This window comes from Lacicoccus qingdaonensis (genome assembly GCF_900101075.1).
Classification (GTDB): Bacteria; Bacillota; Bacilli; order Staphylococcales; family Salinicoccaceae; genus Lacicoccus; species Lacicoccus qingdaonensis.
Genome location: NZ_FNFY01000016.1, coordinates 38,758 through 59,668, shown reverse-complemented (window position 1 = coordinate 59,668; position 20,911 = coordinate 38,758). Strand labels below are relative to the sequence as shown.

The 20,911-nt window shown below is 45.3% G+C and carries 18 protein-coding genes; 14 read left to right on the top strand and 4 right to left on the bottom strand.

What is annotated here, in order from left to right; all coding sequences use genetic code 11:
• Positions 1-94: 94 nt before the first annotated feature.
• Both BLR15_RS09335 and BLR15_RS09330 read right to left on the bottom strand, forming a co-directional pair.
• The gene (locus tag BLR15_RS09335; RefSeq protein ID WP_092986870.1) at positions 95-1,138 is read right to left on the bottom strand and encodes a GGDEF domain-containing protein; all 1,044 of its coding nucleotides are present in this window, start codon (positions 1,136-1,138) and stop codon (positions 95-97) included.
• 37 nt (positions 1,139-1,175) lie between these two features.
• Positions 1,176-2,138 carry an LCP family glycopolymer transferase gene (locus tag BLR15_RS09330; protein WP_092986868.1) on the bottom strand — a complete coding sequence of 321 codons (963 nt, stop codon included), beginning with the start codon at positions 2,136-2,138 and terminating at the stop codon, positions 1,176-1,178.
• Between the two features lie 129 nt (positions 2,139-2,267).
• Here BLR15_RS09330 and BLR15_RS09325 point away from each other — a divergent pair, with 129 nt between their 5' ends.
• Positions 2,268-3,326 (top strand): glycosyltransferase family 4 protein, encoded by a 1,059-nt coding sequence (locus BLR15_RS09325; RefSeq protein ID WP_092986866.1) that lies wholly within the window; start codon positions 2,268-2,270, stop codon positions 3,324-3,326.
• Here the strand turns inward: BLR15_RS09325 and BLR15_RS09320 are convergent.
• Both BLR15_RS09320 and BLR15_RS09315 read right to left on the bottom strand, forming a co-directional pair.
• Positions 3,323-3,802 (bottom strand): hypothetical protein, encoded by a 480-nt coding sequence (locus BLR15_RS09320; RefSeq protein WP_092986864.1) that lies wholly within the window; start codon positions 3,800-3,802, stop codon positions 3,323-3,325. The genes BLR15_RS09325 and BLR15_RS09320 overlap by 4 nt on opposite strands.
• An 18-nt stretch (positions 3,803-3,820) precedes the next feature.
• Positions 3,821-4,438 carry a YigZ family protein gene (locus BLR15_RS09315; protein ID WP_092986874.1) on the bottom strand — a complete coding sequence of 206 codons (618 nt, stop codon included), beginning with the start codon at positions 4,436-4,438 and terminating at the stop codon, positions 3,821-3,823.
• A 111-nt stretch (positions 4,439-4,549) separates the two neighbouring features.
• Here BLR15_RS09315 and BLR15_RS09310 point away from each other — a divergent pair, with 111 nt between their 5' ends.
• The 13 genes from BLR15_RS09310 to BLR15_RS09250 all read left to right on the top strand — a co-directional run bounded on the left by BLR15_RS09310 (position 4,550) and on the right by BLR15_RS09250 (position 20,839).
• Entirely contained in the window at positions 4,550-5,419 is an 870-nt protein-coding gene (locus BLR15_RS09310) for a DegV family protein (RefSeq protein ID WP_092986862.1), read from the top strand.
• A gap of 70 nt (positions 5,420-5,489) precedes the next feature.
• Positions 5,490-6,740, top strand: a complete 1,251-nt coding sequence (locus tag BLR15_RS09305; protein ID WP_092986860.1) for a DEAD/DEAH box helicase family protein — start codon at positions 5,490-5,492, stop codon at positions 6,738-6,740.
• A gap of 224 nt (positions 6,741-6,964) precedes the next feature.
• Positions 6,965-7,411: a ComF family protein gene (locus tag BLR15_RS09300; RefSeq protein ID WP_143003955.1), complete on the top strand. Its 447-nt coding sequence runs from the start codon at positions 6,965-6,967 to the stop codon at positions 7,409-7,411.
• A gap of 55 nt (positions 7,412-7,466) precedes the next feature.
• Positions 7,467-8,024: a ribosome hibernation-promoting factor, HPF/YfiA family gene (gene hpf, locus BLR15_RS09295; protein ID WP_092986856.1), complete on the top strand. Its 558-nt coding sequence runs from the start codon at positions 7,467-7,469 to the stop codon at positions 8,022-8,024.
• Between the two features lie 158 nt (positions 8,025-8,182).
• Positions 8,183-10,708 (top strand): preprotein translocase subunit SecA, encoded by a 2,526-nt coding sequence (secA, locus tag BLR15_RS09290; RefSeq protein WP_092986854.1) that lies wholly within the window; start codon positions 8,183-8,185, stop codon positions 10,706-10,708.
• Between the two features lie 14 nt (positions 10,709-10,722).
• Positions 10,723-11,824 (top strand): peptide chain release factor 2 gene (gene prfB / locus BLR15_RS09285; RefSeq protein WP_143003954.1). Its coding sequence is split into 2 segments (ribosomal slippage): positions 10,723-10,794 and positions 10,796-11,824, totalling 1,101 coding nucleotides; the frame shifts between segments, so codons are not numbered across the junction.
• A gap of 573 nt (positions 11,825-12,397) precedes the next feature.
• On the top strand, positions 12,398-13,123 hold the full coding sequence (locus BLR15_RS09280; RefSeq protein WP_092986850.1) for a C40 family peptidase: 726 nt from the start codon (positions 12,398-12,400) through the stop codon (positions 13,121-13,123).
• A 150-nt stretch (positions 13,124-13,273) separates the two neighbouring features.
• Positions 13,274-13,861, top strand: coding sequence for a TlpA family protein disulfide reductase (locus tag BLR15_RS09275; protein ID WP_092986848.1), 588 nt, complete (start codon positions 13,274-13,276; stop codon positions 13,859-13,861).
• 1 nt (position 13,862) lies between these two features.
• The gene (locus BLR15_RS09270; protein ID WP_092986846.1) at positions 13,863-14,501 is read left to right on the top strand and encodes a YfbR-like 5'-deoxynucleotidase; all 639 of its coding nucleotides are present in this window, start codon (positions 13,863-13,865) and stop codon (positions 14,499-14,501) included.
• 2 nt (positions 14,502-14,503) lie between these two features.
• Positions 14,504-14,740 carry a DUF2198 family protein gene (locus tag BLR15_RS09265; protein ID WP_052255690.1) on the top strand — a complete coding sequence of 79 codons (237 nt, stop codon included), beginning with the start codon at positions 14,504-14,506 and terminating at the stop codon, positions 14,738-14,740.
• Between the two features lie 80 nt (positions 14,741-14,820).
• Positions 14,821-16,791, top strand: a complete 1,971-nt coding sequence (gene uvrB / locus BLR15_RS09260) for an excinuclease ABC subunit UvrB (protein WP_092986844.1) — start codon at positions 14,821-14,823, stop codon at positions 16,789-16,791.
• A 6-nt stretch (positions 16,792-16,797) separates the two neighbouring features.
• Positions 16,798-19,650, top strand: coding sequence for an excinuclease ABC subunit UvrA (gene uvrA, locus BLR15_RS09255; RefSeq protein ID WP_092986842.1), 2,853 nt, complete (start codon positions 16,798-16,800; stop codon positions 19,648-19,650).
• Positions 19,640-20,839 carry a DUF4097 family beta strand repeat-containing protein gene (locus BLR15_RS09250; RefSeq protein WP_092986840.1) on the top strand — a complete coding sequence of 400 codons (1,200 nt, stop codon included), beginning with the start codon at positions 19,640-19,642 and terminating at the stop codon, positions 20,837-20,839. The genes uvrA and BLR15_RS09250 overlap by 11 nt, the downstream gene beginning before the upstream one ends.
• Positions 20,840-20,911 lie beyond the last annotated feature (72 nt).

Here is a 20,911-nt window from a genome sequence, read left to right as displayed (position 1 = left end):
TTTGTCTTATATTTATATCATAAAAATTCCCCGGGGTAGAATTGTATTCTACCCCGGGGAATTCGACTTTAGGTGGGACTTTTGTCCCAACCCCTTATTTGATTACAGGTGAAAACATCACCTGATTCTGTCCCATCTTTTTTGCGGCGTGGAGCATGTTGTCCGCATCTTTGAAAAGCTGTCTCCGGGTTGTCTCCGGAGTTTTAAATCCGATACCCACAGAAACAGTCAGTTTAATGACTTCATTTTCCCCGACATGGAAGTTGGTATTTTCAACCGCATTCCGTATCGCCTCGCCAAGCCGCACAGTTCTGTCAAACGAAATATCCGGTATGATCATTGAAAACTCCTCACCGCTGTTTCTATAAATGGAACCGCCGGTCGGGACATAATTTTTGAGCAGTCCCGTAATCTGTTTGATGACAGCGTCCCCTGAAGTGTAGTCGTGCATATCGTTGATCACTTTGAAGTGATCGATGTCGATCAGCAGCATGCTTATCGTTTCTGTCTTGTTATTCAGACGGTTCACTTCATTGTCCAGTGCCTTAATATTGCCGAGCTGTGTGAGATGATCTGTATAGTCTTCGGTATTCAGACGATTGAGCACTTTCACCATGGAATTTATGTCCTGGTACATGGTGCTTGCAGTAACCATCACAGCTGAACTCATCGCACCGACGATGATAAATTGCATCAATATGAGCGGCTCGATGAAAAAGTGTATACCTGTCAAAAACAATATGGTGAATACCAGGTTGAACCATGTGATGATGTGGGTATTCAATGATTTGAAAAACGGTATGGTAAATATGACAACCAAATACAATCCGGCAAAAATCGCGATTTCGACCAGACCGTGTCCGGTAAGAAAATAGTGGGCGGCGGCCACGATCAGCATGCCGGCAATTTTAATATATATTTTACTCTGTATCAGCAGCATGGGAACGAAAAACAGACTGAAGCTGTAACCTCTGTAATCGATCGGTACAAATAAAAGAAGGACGGCTAAAGTGATCATCAATGTCACCTGGAACAACGGTGAAGATAACTTTGCTGAGTCCTCCGTATACTGGATGCGATGGAAGAGATAGATGCCGCTGATGGTCAACGAGATGTTCAGGACAAAATCTATTAGCACGTCATCACTCTCCCATCAAATTTTATTATTGCTGATTTTATTCTTCTAATTCAAGATTGGCCTTCAGTTCTGATGTGACTTCATTATAAGAAGCTTCATCAGGGAAGAAGTAGTACAATCCGTCTTCCTGAGAACGCTCATCATACCCTTCGAGTAACAGACGGTCCAAATTTTGAGCCGGTTCCTGATATGTCGAACGCAGTTCATTCATTTCATTAAACTGGATGTTCGTACGGATATTTTCTCCCAGTACGTCTAATATATCGTTGAAGTTGGTGACTGTCTGAACACTCATGAGTTCATCAGCAATGCTCTGTACGACCTGCTGTTGTCTCTGCTGGCGTCCTGAGTCCCCGCCGGAGCCCGGGTCATACCTTGCTCTTGAGAAGGCCAGTGCCATTTCTCCATCCATTTCGTATGTTTCGCCGGCCTGGAATGAATATTCGGATTGTTCGAAAGTGTCCTCGCTTGTGACTGAAATACCGCCGACTTCATCTATGATGTTGGTAAATCCGTCCATATTGATGGAAACGAAGTAGTCAATAGGGACATCTAAAAAGTTTTCCACTGTATCTTTTGCCATCATCGGTCCGCCGTATGCATAAGCGTGGTTAATCTTTTCAACGGAATCACGGCCGACAATTTCTGCTTGTGTATCTCTCGGAATACTCACGATGTTGCCTTCACCGGTATCCGGATTTAATGTGACGACCATAATTGTGTCTGAACGTCGTCCTCTCATGTCTTCATTGCGCGCCTGATCATCGTCGGTACCGAAAAGTACAACAGAAATCGGATCACCTTCGCTGATCTCAACTTCGGCCTGTCTGAGGTTGGACTGTGAACCTTCAAACTCAGCATCGTACATATTATTTGCAGTACTTCTAAGCTGGAAGTATACATATGCCAGTATTCCGCCTACAATAAGGATGAACACTAATAAAATAACAATCATAACGGTGAATACCGGGTGTAATCCTTTACGTCTGGTTTGTCTCATAAATTTAACTCCTTTGTTTGACTGATATAATTATACAATGAAAAGAACTTATTTTAAATAAAGATTCAGTTCGATTTCATATTTTCAATGTGATATATTAAATTCAACATATAATGAACGGTGATGGGTATGTATACTTTCTTTCTACTACTGATGTCTTTTATGATATCACTAATTTTAACTCCTATATTCATTTGGACGGCAAAGAAACTTGGATTTGTAGATCATCCGAATTTGCGAAGGGTCAATAAAATGCCGATTCCTCATCTCGGGGGCGTGGCGATTTTAATTTCATTCATTATCGGTGTCCTCATTTCAAGACCGATAGAAATTGAATTTAAACCGATCATTATCGGCGGTGTTTTGATTGTCCTTCTTGGGCTGATCGATGATAAATTTGATCTGAAACCGATCTTTAAGTTGATTGGACAAATATTAGTGACGCTTGTTCCCATCTATTACGGCATCGTCATAGACAGAATTACACCGTTCGGTATCGAAATAGAGTTCGGAATCTTTGCGATTCCGGTAACAGTACTGTGGATGGCTGCCATCATCAATGCGATCAACTTCATAGACGGCCTGGACGGCCTGGCAACAGGTGTGTCCATAATCGCCCTCTCAAGTATTGCATTTATCACGATTCTGCAGGGTGATATATTCGTCATGATGATCTGTGTAATACTGGTCGGTTCATGTGCGGGGTTTCTGGTATACAATTTTAATCCGGCTAAAATATTCCTTGGCGACAACGGAGCGATGCTCCTCGGTTTTGTAATCAGTGTCGTTTCCCTCATGGGCTTTAAAAATATCACGCTGATTTCACTGTTTTTCCCGGTCATCATTTTAAGTGTACCGATACTGGATATGCTGTTTGCGATACTGCGCCGTTACCGGAAAAAAGTATCCATCGTCAGTGCCGATAAAAGTCATATCCACCATAAACTGCAGAGCCTGGGCTACTCACATGTAGAAAGTGTCATCCTGATCTATTTCATGGCACTGCTCTATGCGGGTGCCAGCATCATTCTCTTTCTGTCCACGGTGCCGGGTGCAATCATCATTTCGTCATTGCTGATCCTGACGACAGTAATCATTGTCGAAGCGACCAATCTGACCGATAACAATAAAAAACCGGTGCTCAATTTCCTGCGTAAAATGGTCAGTAAAATTGTTTCTGTGAATTAGAAGGCCAGATGCAGCGCGACAAGTATGAAAAGCGAAAGTCCCAGCCGCCTGTGCAGATTCCTTGTCATCAGATCGTGGCGGATCAGGAGGCTGTACCATCCGGATAAAACCAGAGCCAGCATGGTTAAAGCGGCGAGCAGTCCGGTTAAAATTTTCATGTTCGTCAAATCAAAATTGTACAGATAAAGAACGGCCATGCCGTGCAGCAATATGAAAACAATGGATAATGTCCCCGTCCACCTGTGGTAGGGCATTATTTTTTTTGAGAATTTTGCAAGCCGGATTTTCTTCTGTCTGTCCTTTGTACCCCGGATGGTCGCGAATACCGCGTTCCTTGTCCAGTTGAATATGAAAAATAAAAAGCCGGCGAAGCCGAGCAGAAAATGATAGTACGTTGTGTGGACTGCCAGACTTTCAATAACATTCCATAATGCCCATATCAACAGTGCGCCGTTCAGCAAAAACCATATACTCATAAATGGACCTCCAAGTGTTTATGCCAGTACATTTTCAGCAGTCACTTCATCCCCCTGGACGAGGGTGTGGGTACCCTGCGTGATTTCGCTGATCAGCTCTTTCAGGCTGTCGGCATCCTCCTTTGGTGTGTGGACGGTATATGTGACCTTGTCGGTATATATGGTGTCCTTTATCGTATGAGGGCTGTCCAGAAGCACATGTTCAAATTTACTTGTGTAAGTATAGTCCATGGTGATTTCAAATGGTGTCATGGCAACTTCATAAACTTTGCCTGCACTTTGGACCACCTCGCCTGCAGAACCGGAATATGCGCGGATCAGGCCGCCGGCGCCGAGTTTTATGCCGCCGAAGTAACGGGTCACGACAACGGTGACATTATACAGCAGTTCCCGCTTCAGTACTTCAAGTATGGGAACCCCTGCCGTGCCGGAGGGCTCACCGTCATCGTCTGCCTTTTGTATCAGGGCGCTTTTTCCGATGATGTAGGCGCTGCAGTTATGTGTGGCATCTTTATGTTTATTTTTAATTTCCGAAATGAAAGCCTTGGCTTCTTCTTCGGTTTCTGTTCTTTTGATATATCCGATGAATCTTGATTTGTTTATGACTGTTTCTTCTGTTTTTGTGTGATGGTTCATATATTTCTGTTCCACAAAATCACCTCTTAAAATTATATTAACACATAGACTTTATAGAGTGGATTTAGTAAGATATTTATGAGTGTGTTTGGTTTGAATGGAGGATACTAAATGAAGACAGCAATCGTTGTAGATTCAACGGCTTACCTGCCCGAAGAATTACTGGAGAAATACGATATATATACAATACCATTGAGTGTTGTGATGGGAGACGAAACATACAGGGAAAATGTGGATATCAGCACTGACGAGTTTTTTGAAAAAATGGCGGAGATGGATACTCTGCCGACGACAAGCCAGCCGTCAATCGGTGACTATATTTTATTGCTGGAGTCATTATACCGTGACGGTTATACTGACGTGATCAGTTTTCATCTGTCGGCTAAAATCAGCGGTACATGCCAGAGTGCCATATCGGCCGGAGAAAGCGTCGAAGGGATCAATGTACATGTGATCGACAGTCAGGTCGCTGCCTATGTGCAGGGGTTTCTCGCACTGTATGCCGCCCAGAACAAAGATGAGATGCCTCTGGAAGAACTGATTGAACATGTCGAAGAGATGAAAAAGAAGGAAAATACAAATGCCTACTTCATCGTGGACACTTTGACGAACCTGCAAAAAGGCGGACGTCTGTCCAATGCGCAGGCACTTGTCGGCAGTCTGCTGAAAGTCAAACCGATTCTTGATTTCCGTGACGGCATGATTGTGCCGTACGAAAAGATCCGGACAAAAAAGAAGGCCAAGAAAAAAGTCGAGGAAGTTTTCGGCCGGGAAATTGAGAAACATCAGGATAAAAATATTACAGCGGTCGTCATTCACAGCAATGCAGAAGAAGAGGGCCGGAAATGGAAAGCGGAACTGGAGTCACTCTATCCACATGTAAAATTCACATTGAGCTACTTCGGCCCGGTGATCGGGACCCATCTCGGTGAAGGGGCGCTCGGTCTGGGCTATACGACATTTGATGTCGAAGTCGATTAAAAAATAAGAATAAATTAAATGATTAAGGGCGCAGCTTATTTGCTGCGTCTTTTTTTATGGGGGAATGGGGATGTATTTTCACAGCAAAGGAGAAGTTGTCTATAAGGAAGCCGGAGTGGATATCATTAAAAACATCTGCCACCGGTGTCACAACCGGGACAGGAAACTGTTCTATGAATTTTATTCCGAACTGGATCAACACAAAATAAAATACTGTCTCAACTGTATCGGACTTGGTCGCGTGGACAGTATGACGCCGCTCGCGGGCACCGAAACACACCGTAGAAAAGAAAAGTGTGACTATGTATTGAATTTCGAACTGACAGACATTCAAAAGGAAGCTTCAAAAAAAGTTGTTTCTGCAGTCAGGGAACGCCGGCACCTGCTGCTTCATGCCGTGACCGGTGCAGGCAAGACCGAAATCATATTTGAAGGCATCAAATATGCACGGGAGCATGGCCTGAATGTTGCCGTCGTCAGCCCGAGAATTGATGTGGTCAAGGAAGTCCATCTGAGGCTCGGTGATGCATTCAGAAAAAGCCGCATCGACTTGATGTTTGCAGGTGTCAAAGTGAAGTTCGAACATCATTTCACTGTGTGTACCGTACATCAGCTGTATAATTTCCATGATCATTTCGACTGTATCATCGTTGATGAATATGACGCATTTCCTCTGGCGGATGACAAACACCTGCTCGGGGCGATAGATAAGGCTAAAACTGCGGACGGAAATATCATCATCATGACTGCGACACCGACCAGGAAAATGGTGAAACATGTCGGGGTGGGGAATATATTTCAGATTGCCCGCCGCTATCATGGGCATGATCTGACGGTACCGGTCATCCATTACGGCAATGTCAATAAGGAAGTGCAGCAGAAGAAGCTTAATGGCAAGCTCAAGCGTCTGCTTGACGGCATCATGGATGCAAATCGAAGAGTACTGGTTTTCTTTCCCGAAATAAAAATGATGTATGAGGCATATCCTTTGATATTAAAACATTTTGAAGATGCGGAAACGGTCTACAGCGGTGATGGAGAAAGGTATTCGAAAGTGGAGCGGATGCGTGAAGGTGAGATTAAAATACTGCTGACGACGACCATATTGGAAAGAGGCGTGACCTTCAAAGATCTGGATGTCATCGTTGTCCATACTGAATATTTTCCATCGGATACACTGATCCAAATATGCGGGCGTGCCGGCAGAAAGCCGCAGGACCCGACGGGCAATGTGCACTTCATCACTTTATACAATACACACCATATTCAAAAGACGGTACGGACAATCAAGGCGTTCAACCGGGGAAGTGCGGTCATATGATCTGTCTTTACTGTCACGGAAGGATTGACGTTGAACTTAATCTGCTGAACATGTTTTCAAAAACGAAAAGGATTTGTCAAAGCTGTCATCTCAAGCTGACAGGATGGCGGAGCGGTGTGAGGTGCGCGAGGTGCCACAGAATCATGCATGCGGCTGAGAAGGAATGCAGAGACTGTATTTTTATCAGCAGCCGGTTTACGCCTGTCCGGAGCATCAGATGTCTTTTGGATTATAACAGTGAAGTGAAAATGATGATGCACCGCTATAAATTTGTCAGGGACATCGCCCTCGCAGAAGTGATGGCGGGTTTTATTGATATAAAAGAATGGCAGTATGATCATATCGTTCCGATTCCTGTGTCAGAACACCGGCTCGAGGAGAGGGGATTCAACCAGATCACGGAAGTGCTGAAACGCTCCAGGACTGCCTATACGGAACTGCTTGCAACAGATAAGGTGAAGCTGCAGTCGGAGCGCTCCAAAGCCGAAAGGATAGACAGCGATAATCCTTTTTCTTTTGACGCGGGCGAGAAGGATGTTAAGATACTTGATAAACGAATCTTGATTGTAGATGATATATACACAACAGGTATTACTGTTCATCATGCAGCTGAAACCATAATGCAGCGGAACCCGTCATCCGTCGATGTGTTAACGTTTTCAAAAGCGTGATTGAATATGATATAATAAATATGAATAGAAATAGCAATTTAAGGAGGCGTGCATCATGATAAGATGTGAAATCAGAGGAGAAAACATTGAAGTAACTGATGCAATAAGAACACACATTGAGGACAAAGTCAGCAAATTGGAGCGTTACTTCAATGATGCACTGAACACTCATGCGCATGTAAACATTAAGACTTATAACAATAAGAAGGGGAAAGTCGAAATTACCATCCCTATGAAAGATCTTACTTTACGTGCGGAAGAAAGCCACGATGATTTATATGCGGCGGTGGACCTGATCGTAGATAAGCTGGAAAGGCAGATCCGCAAGCATAAAACCAAAATCAATCGTAAGTTCAGAGAAAAAGGTCCTGAAATAGAGCTCTTCAGAGCGATTGAGAATGAGAGAGCAGAAGAGGAAGAACAAAATGACGACGGCATTGAAATTGTCCGTACGAAAGAATTCACTTTAAAACCGATGGATTCGGAAGAAGCGGTACTTCAGATGAACATGCTGGGACATGATTTCTTCGTCTTCAACGATCGTTACACTGAAGGCACAAGCATAGTTTACAGACGCAGAGACGGTAAATATGCGGTGATTGAAACAAACTAGATTTCAAAACTGTTAAATTACAATAATGATATTCAAACAGGGCAGGGCGTATAACCTTCGGAAGAAGAAGTTGTGCGTCCTGTTTTTATTTTTACATGAAAAGTGGTAAAATTATGTGATGTATTAATACTTGTTTAAAGAATGAGGAGAGAGCTATCGTGGGCGTATTAAACAAATTATTTGATGGCAATCGGATGGAAGTAAAGTCATTGCGTAAGCAGGCTGAAAAAGTTGATAGTTATCGATCTGATATGATGGAGCTGAACGATACAGAGCTTCAGGCTAAAACTGATGAATTTAAAGAACGTCTTAAAGACGTTGAAGATGATGATAAAAAAGAAGCGAAATTACTGGATGAAATATTACCGGAAGCTTTTGCCGTTGCGAGGGAAGCTTCAAGAAGGACTTTGGGTCTGGAACCGTACCTGGTCCAGATCATGGGCGGCATCTCCCTGCATAAAGGTGATATATCCGAAATGAAAACCGGTGAAGGTAAAACTTTGACCGCAGTGATGCCTGTATATCTGAATGCTTTGACCGGGAAAGGTGTTCACGTCATTACGGTGAACGAATATCTATCCGCGACCCAGATGGAAGAGATGTCGGTGCTTTATAACTTCCTGGGACTGACTGTCGGTTTAAACCTGAACCAGAAGAACAGTGAAGAAAAGCGGGAGGCATTTGCGCAGGATGTCACCTATACGACAAATAACGAACTGGGCTTTGATTATTTGAGGGATAACATGGTGACATACAAAAAAGACCGTGTGCTCCGCGAATTGAATTATGCAATCATTGACGAAGTGGACTCGATTCTAATTGATGAAGCGAGAACACCGCTGATCATTTCAGGTAAGGCGGATCAGTCAAATACCCAGTATCTCCAGGCGAATGCATTCGTTAAAATGCTTAAAATAGATGATGACTTCACATATGACGTGAAGACGAAGGGCATCCAGCTGACAGAGGACGGTATCGGCAAATCGGAAAAATGGTTCAAGATTGATAACTTGTTCGATGTGAAGCACGTCAATCTGCTGCACCATATCAACCAGGCTCTGAAAGCCCATTTCTCAATGGAAAAAGATGTGGATTATGTCGTCGAAGAAGAGAAAGTAGTCATTGTCGACCAGTTCACCGGACGTACAATGAAGGGACGCCGCTTCTCCGACGGTCTGCACCAGGCGATTGAAGCCAAAGAAGGTGTGGACATACAAAATGAATCCAGGACGATGGCTTCAATCACTTTCCAGAACTTCTTCAGACAGTTTAAAAAGCTGTCCGGCATGACCGGTACGGCAAAAACCGAGGAAGAAGAGTTCATCAATATATATAATATGAAAGTCACTCAAATTCCAACAAACGTGCCGATAGCCCGTGAAGACCGGACGGACAAGATTTTCTCCAACAAAGATTTCAAGTTCAACGCGGTCATCGACGAGGTCATTGAAAGACACAGGAAAGGCCAGCCGATTCTGATCGGTACCGTAGCGGTCGAAACGAGTGAGCTGATTTCAGAGTTCCTTCGTAAAAAAGGCATCAGACATAACGTGCTGAATGCGAAGAACCACGAGAGGGAAGCGGAAATCATTCAGAATGCCGGCAAAAAAGGCGCAGTCACCATCGCAACGAACATGGCCGGGCGCGGTACGGACATCAAGCTCGGTGAAGGCGTCAAAGAACTGGGCGGCCTTGCCGTCATCGGGACGGAAAGGCACGAGTCGAGACGTATCGATGATCAGCTCCGCGGACGTTCAGGGCGCCAGGGGGATGTCGGTATCAGTACATTCTATCTGTCACTTGAAGACGACTTGATGAAACGCTTCGGTTCGGAACGTATTCAGAGCACGATGAGCCGTTTCGGCATGTCCGGGGAAGAGCTTACGTCAAAAATGATTTCAAGGGCGGTTGAATCGTCACAGAAACGTGTGGAAGGGAACAACTTCGATGCACGTAAACGTCTGCTTCAGTATGACGATGTACAAAGACGTCAGAGAGAGATCATTTATAAGGAGCGGAACGACATCATCGATAATGAAGATGTGCGTGACCAGCTGATGGGAATGATCGAATCTTCGGTTGAGCGGACAGTCGAATTTTATAATATTGACGATTCTGAACATATTGATTATGAACAGTTCATCAATACGATTAACGATCTTTATTTCCGGGAAGATACTATAACGGTGGACGAAATCCAGAACAGGGAATCAGAAGAGATTTTCGAAATATTGATGGATAAGGTGAATACCGAGCTCGAATTGAAAGAAGAGAAGCTCGGCGAAGAGAAGATGCGCCTGTTCGAACGTATGATGATGCTCCGCACCATGGATAGAAAATGGATCGAGCACATCGACAGCATGGACCAGCTCAGAACGGGCATCCACCTTCGTTCATACGGCCAGATCAACCCACTTCGTGAATACCAGAATGAAGGACTTCAGATGTTTGAGGACATGCTGGTGGCGATCGAAGATGATACGGCCAAATATGTTCTGAAGACGGAAGTGAAGTCGGATGAAGAATTGAAGCGCGAGCAGGTCATAGATAAGAAAGAAATGCAGACCGGGGACGGCAAGGCGAAAGTCAAGAAAGCGCCGAAGAAACGTGAAGTGAAAGTCGGCCGCAATGATCCGTGTCCCTGCGGTTCAGGAAAAAAATATAAAAACTGTCACGGCAGCTAAAGGAGTAAGATGCAATGGAACTATCAGATATCAAGAATTTTATAGAAGCGAAGAAAGAAAAACTAAAAGACTTCAGGGGGTCTCTTTGACTTAGAAGAGATGGAAACCCAGATTCATGAAAATGAAGACAGGATGCTGCACCCCGACTTCTGGAATGATCCGGAAGAAGCACAGAAGCTGATCGACAGCAATAATCATATCAAAAAAATCGTCGACGGTTTTAACGATCTGAGGGACTCGGTCGATGATATCGAAGTATCCCTTGAACTGTTGAAAGAAGAAGACGATGAAGATATGCGGGAAATGATCGATGAGAACGTCAAAGAGACAGAAGAAAAGTTTGATGAATATGAACTCAATATTCTGCTCAGCGATGAACACGATTATCTGGACGCCGTCCTTGAACTCCACCCGGGCGCCGGCGGTACTGAAAGCCAGGACTGGGCGGAGATGCTGCTCAGAATGTACCAGAGATATGCAGAACAGCAGGATTTCAAAGTTGAGACGATGGATTTCCAGGCCGGAGATGAAGCGGGAGTCAAAAGTGTCACACTGTCGATAAAAGGCCCGAACGCATACGGTTTGTTGAAGGCGGAAAAAGGTGTGCACCGGCTGGTGCGTATTTCACCTTTCGATTCATCCGGACGCAGACATACGTCGTTCGTATCATGCGAAGTGACGCCGCAGTTCGATAACGATGATATTTCAATCGAAGTGAAGAGTGAAGATATCAGTGTCGACACATACCGTTCTAGCGGTGCCGGCGGACAGCACGTCAACACCTCGGATTCAGCAGTGCGGATTACACACCATGAGACTGGGATCGTCGTGACATGCCAAAACGAACGTTCACAGATTAAAAACCGTGAACAGGCGATGAAGATGCTGAAATCGAAACTTTATCAGAAAGAACTGGAGAAACAGCAGGCTGAAATCGATGCGGTAAAAGGAGAACAGAAAGAAATCGGCTGGGGCTCCCAGATCCGTTCATACGTTTTCCATCCATATTCAATGATCAAAGATCACCGCACAAATTATGAGGTCGGCAACACAAGCAAAGTGATGGACGGCGATCTCAACCCATTTATAGAAGCATATTTAAGAGAGAATATATAAATGTTACAGGAGGCACCTTTTTAGGTGTCTCCTTTTTGTTTGTTTTGATGTAGGAGTGGTGGATGGTGTGCTGCTCACTTGAGTGTTGAAAATGCCTCTGAGTGAGCAGCCGACATGGAAACCTGCTCACTTGGGCGTGAAAATCTCTCTGAGTGAGCAGCCAACACCATCCATTTAACATGACCATACATATATAACTGCCGAGTTAACATTCCATACCCTTCTCCAGGCTGAAAAAGATTGACAGCAATCGACGATCAGTCTCAACCGGCTGCGGAAACAACCGTGACATCAAAATTACATCAATAATTTTCTTTGTAATATTCATGAGATATAAATGTGTCTGAAGGCCTCAAAAAGCTGTTAAGACAATGTTTCTATTTGTAATATAAGCTGTCATATATTACATACAGGCTTTTTAAATTTCGTTTATTTTACAATTCCTTTACATTGCCCACAAACGAAAATTTTTGTGCTATAGTTCTACTCATGGATTTAACAAGTTGTGTACGGCCCATCAGTTACCGTACAAAATACAATATTGTTATGTAATTATTAGGAGGAAATTTTATTATGAAAAAGACTTTATTATCAGTGGCAACTGTTACAGCACTAACAGGAATCGCTTCTACAAATATATCAGCTAACGGATATGTACCGGAAGATTTACAGCAGAACCATGATTACACATTTAACTATGATTCAAACGGAAATGACTATTCTTACTACTGGTACTACGGCGACACAGACGGCAGCCAGTATGCTGAAGAGTATTCTTTAAATGAAACAGCTTCAGCACCTGCTGCAACGGAAACAGCCGCTCCAGCTTCAACACAATCTGCACCGGCAGTAGAAGAAGCACCTGCAGTTGAAGAGCCTTCAGCACCGGCAGTACAGCAGTCACAGGACACTACAGACGTTCAGGCGCCTGCAGTCAGTGAAACACCATCTGCAAGCAACGGTAATGCTGCGGCTACTGCACATAATGTAGCAGCAGGAAAATCATATGTATATGGCGCCAACTCTGCAACAGCGGTTGACTGTTCAGCGCTTACTCAGCAGTTCATGAAGCAGTACAAAGGCATCGACATTCCAAGAACTGTTGCTGGTCAGCAGGCAGCTGGTACACAGGTAAGCAACCCGCAGGCTGGTGACCTTGTAGTATTCAACGGCGGTACGCACGTTGGTATCTACATCGGTAACGGTCAGATGGTAGACGCACTCAACCCGTCCGAGCACGTTGGCGAGCGTTCTGTAAGCTATGTACACGGTACAGTTGACGGCTACTACAGATTCTAATATAGATTAAAAAATAAAGATTACATTTCAATTCCCGGGGCAACAGCTCCGGGAATTTTTTGATGCCATAAACTTTCCATTATTGAACCATGTATCAGGTCTGTACGTATGTTAAAATAACGGCAATAACTATACTGAGGAAGTTGAAAAATGACGAAAAAACGTGTGCTGATTTTATTGGTGATCGCAGCTGCTTCTCTGTTGATCGGTGCGGCAATCGGTGCAGTACTGAACTATTCGGATGACCAGTTTGAGGAGCAGGCACTGCAGACTCTCCAGTCGACCGAAGGCAGGGATAATCATCATGCCGTCGGGGCGAATGTGACAGAAAGCAGTCTTACAGAGGTTATGAATGCAAACGAAGCATTTAATGATATTATAGGTAGTAACGAGGTCACTGTAGTGAACTTTTTCGCATCATGGTGTGAACCTTGTAAACGTGAAACCCCGGCGCTTAATGAATATCATCAGGACCATCTGGATGAACCGATTGATATCATCGGTGTCAATATAAGTGACAGCAGGGAAAACAGAGATCAGTTTTTAGAAGATTATGAAGTGGAGTACCCGATTTTTGAATTTGAAGATGAAGATCAGGCACTTGATGACTATAAGATTCAGCTGATGCCGACGACATTTTTTGTCGACAGCGATGGTGAGGTCATCAGGGCTTATATCGGCGAGGTGTCGCCTGAACTGGTAACCAACTATATCAATTATGTTAAGGAGGCATCCTGAGATGGGTGTACATCAGTATTTTAAAAGCTTGAATGATTTGGAAAAGTTGATACGCTGTCCGGGCAAATTTAAATATCAGGAACATAATGTTGCTTCACATTCTTTTAAAGTGACTAAAATCGCACAGTATTTCGGTACGGTGGAAGAGCACAGCGGCACAGACATCGACTGGAAAAGCTTATATGAAAAGGCTCTGAACCACGATTATCCCGAGATCTTTACAGGTGACATCAAGACACCGGTAAAATATGCTTCAAGCGAACTGAACACTTTATTCCGTGAAGTCGAAGAGACGATGACGGTCAAATTTATAGAAGAGGAATTTCCTGATCACTACCATAAGGAGTACAAAAGGCGCCTGAAAGAGGGCAAGGATGATTCGATAGAAGGACAGATCCTTGCCGTGGCGGACAAAGTGGATCTGCTGTATGAATCATTCGGAGAAATACAAAAGAGAAACCCTGAGAAACTGTTCTTTGAAATGTATGAGAACTCACTGATCACGATAAAGCAGTATTCGCACCTCGCATGTGTCCAGGATTTCATGCACAATATTTTGACTGAAATGCTGAAGGAGCCATTCATCCCTAAAACTGAACTGATGGATATTACGGAATCGATTATCAATAAGGAGTTATAATTATGGATCTATACTGGTTGATGATGGCCCTGGTGGTTCCTGCAGTAACAGTGGTTGTCTTTGCCAGGCTGACACGGAACAAGTACGTCGCTGTAATACTCACCTTCATACTGTACGGCGTATCGATATACCGGGGGTTCTATAATTCGGAGTGGGTGATATACCTGGATGCGATTTCTCTGGTTATCGGATATATTCTGGTTGAATTATACAATATAGATCAAGTGGAAGAAGAGTAGAAATGACCGAACAAATGTTTGTCGTCGCTGCTCTTTTTTTGTTAAAATAAGATACATGAATAATATACGGAGGCGTATTTATGGCTAAATTTGAATTGGTTTCCAACTTTGAACCTGCCGGTGACCAGCCGCAGGCGATCGAAGAACTGACTGAACAGATCAAATCCGGACAGCGGCACCAGACACTGCTTGGTGCGACGGGTACGGGTAAAACATATACGATGAGCCAGGTCATACAAAAAGTGGGGAAACCGACTTTGATCATCGCTCACAACAAAACATTGGCAGGACAGCTTTATGGTGAATTTAAAGAATTTTTTCCGAATAACAGGGTAGAGTATTTCGTAAGTTATTATGATTATTATCAGCCTGAGGCATATGTGCCGCATACAGATACTTTCATCGAGAAAGATGCTTCAATCAACGATGAAATCGATAAACTTCGCCATAGCGCAACAAGCGCTTTATTCGAACGGGATGATGTCATCATCATCGCTTCGGTGAGCTGTATATACGGTCTCGGTAATCCGGACGAGTACCGTGACATGGTAGTGAGTGTACGCGTCGGCATGGAGATGGACCGCAATGAGTTTTTACGGAAGCTTGTCGACATCCAGTACTCGAGAAATGATATAGATTTCCAGCGCGGGACGTTCCGCGTGCGCGGGGATATCGTCGAAGTCTTTCCGGCCTCCCGCGATGAGCAGTGTATCCGTGTCGAATTTTTCGGCGACGAGGTCGACCGTGTGAGGGAGATCAACTATTTGACAGGTGAAGTGCTTCACGAACGGGAACATTTCCCCATCTTTCCGGCATCCCACTTCGTTACGCGTGAAGAGAAGATGCGTGTGGCGATTGAACGCATTGAAAAAGAGCTGGAAGAACGTCTTGAAGTGCTTCGCAAAGACAATAAACTGCTTGAGGCACAGAGGCTTGAACAGCGGACGAACTATGACCTTGAAATGATGCGGGAAATGGGTTTTTGTTCAGGGATTGAGAACTATTCCGTACATCTGACGCTGAGGCCGATGGGGTCGACTCCGTATACACTGATGGATTATTTTGATGATTTCCTTATCATGATCGATGAATCCCACGTGACGCTGCCGCAGGTCAGAGGGATGTACAACGGGGACCAGGCACGTAAGCAGGTGCTCGTTGATCACGGGTTCAGGCTGCCGAGCGCCCTGGATAACAGGCCGCTCCAATTCAGCGAGTTTGAATCCAAGGCAAGCCAGCTGCTCTATGTATCCGCGACACCAGGCCCGTACGAACTCGAACATACGGAAAAAATGGTCGAACAGATCATCAGGCCGACAGGTCTTTTGGATCCGCCGATCGATGTCCGTCCGACCGAGCATCAGATAGATGACCTGCTCGAAGAAATCGTCAAGAGAAGTGAACGGAACGAAAGAGTATTGATCACGACCCTGACAAAGAAGATGTCAGAGGATCTGACGTCGTATCTGAAAGAGTCGGGTGTCAAAGTTCAGTATCTGCACTCAGAGGTCAAGACGCTGGAACGTATTGAAATCATACGCGAACTCAGACTCGGCACTTATGATGTACTTGTCGGCATCAACCTGCTCCGTGAAGGACTGGATATACCTGAAGTATCACTGGTTGCGATTCTGGATGCGGATAAGGAAGGCTTCCTCAGATCGAGCCGTTCACTCGTCCAGACGATCGGTCGTGCGGCGAGAAACAGTGAAGGCCGGGTCATCATGTACGCAGACAAAACTACGGAATCGATGCAGTATGCACTCGATGAGACGGCGAGACGCCGCGAAATCCAGATCGCATTCAACGAGAAACACGGCATTACGCCGACGACGATCCAAAAGGCGGTCAGGGATACAATCAGTGCTGAAGTGGATATTAAAGAGGACAGGGAAAAATCGAAAACCAAGAAGAAGAAAATGACGAAGAAAGAAAGAGAGAAGACGATCGAACAGCTTGAAAAAGACATGAAACAGGCAGCGAAAAATCTGGACTTCGAAACGGCTTCGGAGCTGAGAGATGCACTGTTTGAACTGCAGGCAGAAGGGTGAATTCAAATGAAGAATAAAAATATAAGCATTAAAGGCGCAAGACAGCATAACCTTAAAGGTGTGAACCTCGACATCCCCCGTGACCAGCTGATTGTCATGACCGGACTGTCCGGGTCGGGGAAATCGTCTCTCGCATTCGACACGATCTATGCTGAAGGCCAGCGTCGTTATGTCGAATCTTTAAGTGCATATGCGCGCCAGTTTTTAGGTCAGATGGAAAAGCCGGATGTGGATTCGATCGAAGGATTGTCCCCCGCCATCGCCATCGACCAGAAAACGACGAGCAACAACCCGCGCTCAACCGTATCGACCATCACTGAAATCTATGATTATTTAAGACTTTTATTTGCCCGTGCGGGAACGCCGTACTGTCCGAATCACGGTGTTGAAATTACATCACAGACGGTCCAGGAGATGGTGGACAAAGTTATGGAACTGCCGGAACGCTCAAAGATCCAGGTGTTCGCACCGATCATCCACGGACGTAAAGGCCAGCATAAGAAACTGCTCGAATCACTCGGCAAGGAAGGTTTTGCCAGAGTGGTCGTTGATGATGAAGTTTATGATATAGAAGAAGTGCCGGAACTCAGCAAAAATAAAAAGCACAATATCGATGTCGTGGTGGACCGTCTTGTCGTCCGTGACGGCATAGAGGCACGGCTCGGCGACTCGCTCCAGACGGCGCTTGTAAAAGGGGAAGGCAATATTACCGTCAATGTCATTGACGGTGACGATCTGTTCTTCTCCGAAAACTACGCATGTCCGATCTGCGGGTTTACCGTCTCTGAAATGGAACCGCGGTTATTTTCGTTCAACGCACCGTACGGGGCATGTAAGGGCTGTGACGGCCTTGGCATGAAGATGGCGGTGAATAAAAAGCTCGTCATTCCGGACGATACACTGACGCTTGAAGAAGGTGCGCTCGTACCATGGGAGCCGATTTCTTCCGGATACTATCCCCAGCTGTTGAAACAGACGTGTAAACATTTCAATATAGATATGAAGAAACCGTTCAAGGATCTGAGCGATAAAGAACAGAAAATCGTTCTTTACGGTTCCGGCGGCGAAGTGCTGACTTATAAATTCAGACAGGAGAATGGTGTGTCAAGAACGAGGGAAATGCCGTTTGAAGGAGTTCTCAACAATATTGACCGCAGATACAGAGAAAGTCCGTCTGAATATACGAGAGAAGTCATGAGCCGTTATATGCGGGAAACGACTTGTGAAACATGCGGCGGCTACCGTCTGAATGATGAAGCACTGTCGGTCAAAGTGGACAACCGTCATATCGGCCACAGTGTGGATCAGCCGGTCGGGGAAGCACTCGAATTTTTCAATACTTTGGAACTGTCGGAAAAAAACCGGACAATCGCGGCACCTATACTGAAGGAAATCAATGAGCGGCTGTTATTTTTACGCAACGTCGGCCTGGGCTATTTAACATTGAACCGCAGAAGCGGTACACTATCCGGCGGTGAAGCACAGCGGATCCGTCTGGCAACACAGATCGGCTCCAGACTGAGCGGCGTCCTGTATATACTGGATGAGCCGTCAATCGGTCTGCACCAGAGGGACAACGAACGTCTGATCAATACACTTAAAGATATGCGTGACCTCGGCAATACGCTGATTGTCGTCGAGCACGATGAAGATACGATGCTGTCGAGTGACTACCTGATCGATATCGGACCGGGAGCAGGCGAGCACGGCGGAGAAATCATTGCGGCGGGGACACCCGAAGAGGTTAAGCGGAACGAAGAGTCGATTACCGGTCTTTATTTAAGCGGCAGGCGTCAGATTCCGCTGCCTGAAAATTATCGCGACATCAATCCCGACAGGATGATTGAAGTGAAAGGTGCGCGCGCGAACAACCTGAAAGACATCGATGTGAAAATACCGATGTCGGTGCTGAACGTCGTGACCGGTGTGTCAGGTTCTGGAAAGAGTACCCTCGTCAATGAAATCATCTACAAGGCACTGCACACGAGACTGTATAAATCCAAACAGATTCCCGGTGAGCATGACAGTATAGAAATTGCTGATGAACTCGAGAAGATCATCGACATCGACCAGTCACCAATCGGACGGACACCGCGCAGCAACTCGGCAACCTACACGGGTGTGTTCGATGATATAAGAGACGTCTTCGCCCAGACGAACGAAGCGAAAGTCCGCGGCTACAACAAAGGCCGGTTCAGTTTCAACGTCAAAGGCGGCCGCTGTGAAGCGTGCCGGGGCGACGGCATCATCAAAATAGAGATGCATTTCCTTCCGGATGTCTTCGTTCCGTGTGAGGTGTGTGACGGCAAACGCTATAACCGTGAAACGCTCGAAGTGAAATATAAGGATAAAAGCATCGCGGATGTTCTGGCCATGACGGTAGAAGAGTCATACTACTTCTTTGAAAATCTGCCGAAGATCAAACGAAAAATAAAAACGCTCCTCGATGTCGGTCTCGGCTATGTCAAGCTCGGCCAGCCGGCGACGACACTGTCCGGCGGTGAGGCGCAGCGCGTCAAACTCGCTTCCGAACTGCACAAACGTTCAAACGGCCGCTCACTCTATATACTGGATGAACCGACGACCGGACTCCATTCAGAAGATATCGGCAGGCTGATCAAGGTGCTGCAGAGACTGGTGGACAACGGAGACACCGTCATCATCATTGAACACAACCTGGACGTCATCAAAGTGGCCGACAATATTGTCGATCTCGGGCCCGAGGGTGGTGTCGGTGGCGGAACAATTGTTGTTGATGGTACAATAAAAGATGTCATAGATGAACCAAAAAGCCATACGGGTTATCATTTAAAAAAATGGTTGAACAGAAACCATCAGGGGGCTAATCATGGACAGTAAAGAACGTATTTTGAAGATGCTGGAAGAGGGCAAGATCACTTCCGAAGAAGCTATACGTCTAATGGAGACGATGGATGAAAAAGATTCCGGCAGCCAGTCCGCCGCAAAAGAAGATACCGGCGGCAGACACCGGACAGACAAAGATGAAGAGTACTGGGACGGCGGCATGTTCAATGATTTATACAAACAGTTTATGGGTGAAGTCAACAAATATGTAAAATCGGACAAGATCAATGAAAAGTACAGAGATGTGAACGAAAGAGCGAATAAGACATACAAAGATGTCAGAAGTAAATTCGACAACAGCCAGCAGGCGTCACAGCTCTTCAAATCCGTTGAGAAGGCTTTTGATTCCGTCAAGACGACCAGCTTCGACTCGATGTTTGCAGGCGGCGCGAAAAACCGTTTGATCGAAACGATCGATGAGGAGTATTCCTCGATCTCAATCGACATCACAAACGGGAATATCAATATCGTTCCGACAGACCGTGTCCAGACGGCCAAATTTGAAGTGACGCCTTTCTACAGAAAATTGGATAATAAGAGAAACTATTTCAAGGACATCATCTGTGAAGTCAAAAATGGTGAACTTGTCATCGTATCCGATATCAGGGCTGCGAAAGTCAATGTGGAATTGAACCTGAACCCTGAAACGATAAAACGCATGATCATTTCGGGATCCAACGGCGATGTGAGCATGAAGAATCAGGAAATCAAAGATCTGACGGTCGACCTTCTGAACGGTGATGTGAACCTAGAAGAGACGGTCACAGACCAGGCATACGTGCGCACGTCACGCGGCAACATTACGGTGACTCAGGGTGCGTACGGAAATGTGGAACTGGTATCGATGGTCGGAACGATCAATACCGATCAGTTCAACGCCAAGGATATCACCGTCTCTGCGAACGGCTCGGTGAATCTGACACTGCAGAACACGACAGAGTCTGCGACGATCAATACCAATATGGGCAGCGTCAACTTGAGCATCCCTCAGGGACGCGCACTGGAAGGCAGATTGTCGACCGTTGTCGGACAGTTGAACTATCCGCCGGAAGTGGATGCAAGATTCATGAAACATCAGGATTTCGGGCTGAAGGAGCTCATGCTCGTCAATGATACGGATGAGCCCGGACTGTTTATAGAAGTGAGCACGAAGTTCGGCAGTGTAACTTTGCATAGAAGTTGACACTTTGTCTAAAAGACTGGCGGATGCCGGTCTTTTTTTTGTTATAATGGTGTGTGAAGCCAATTTATTATT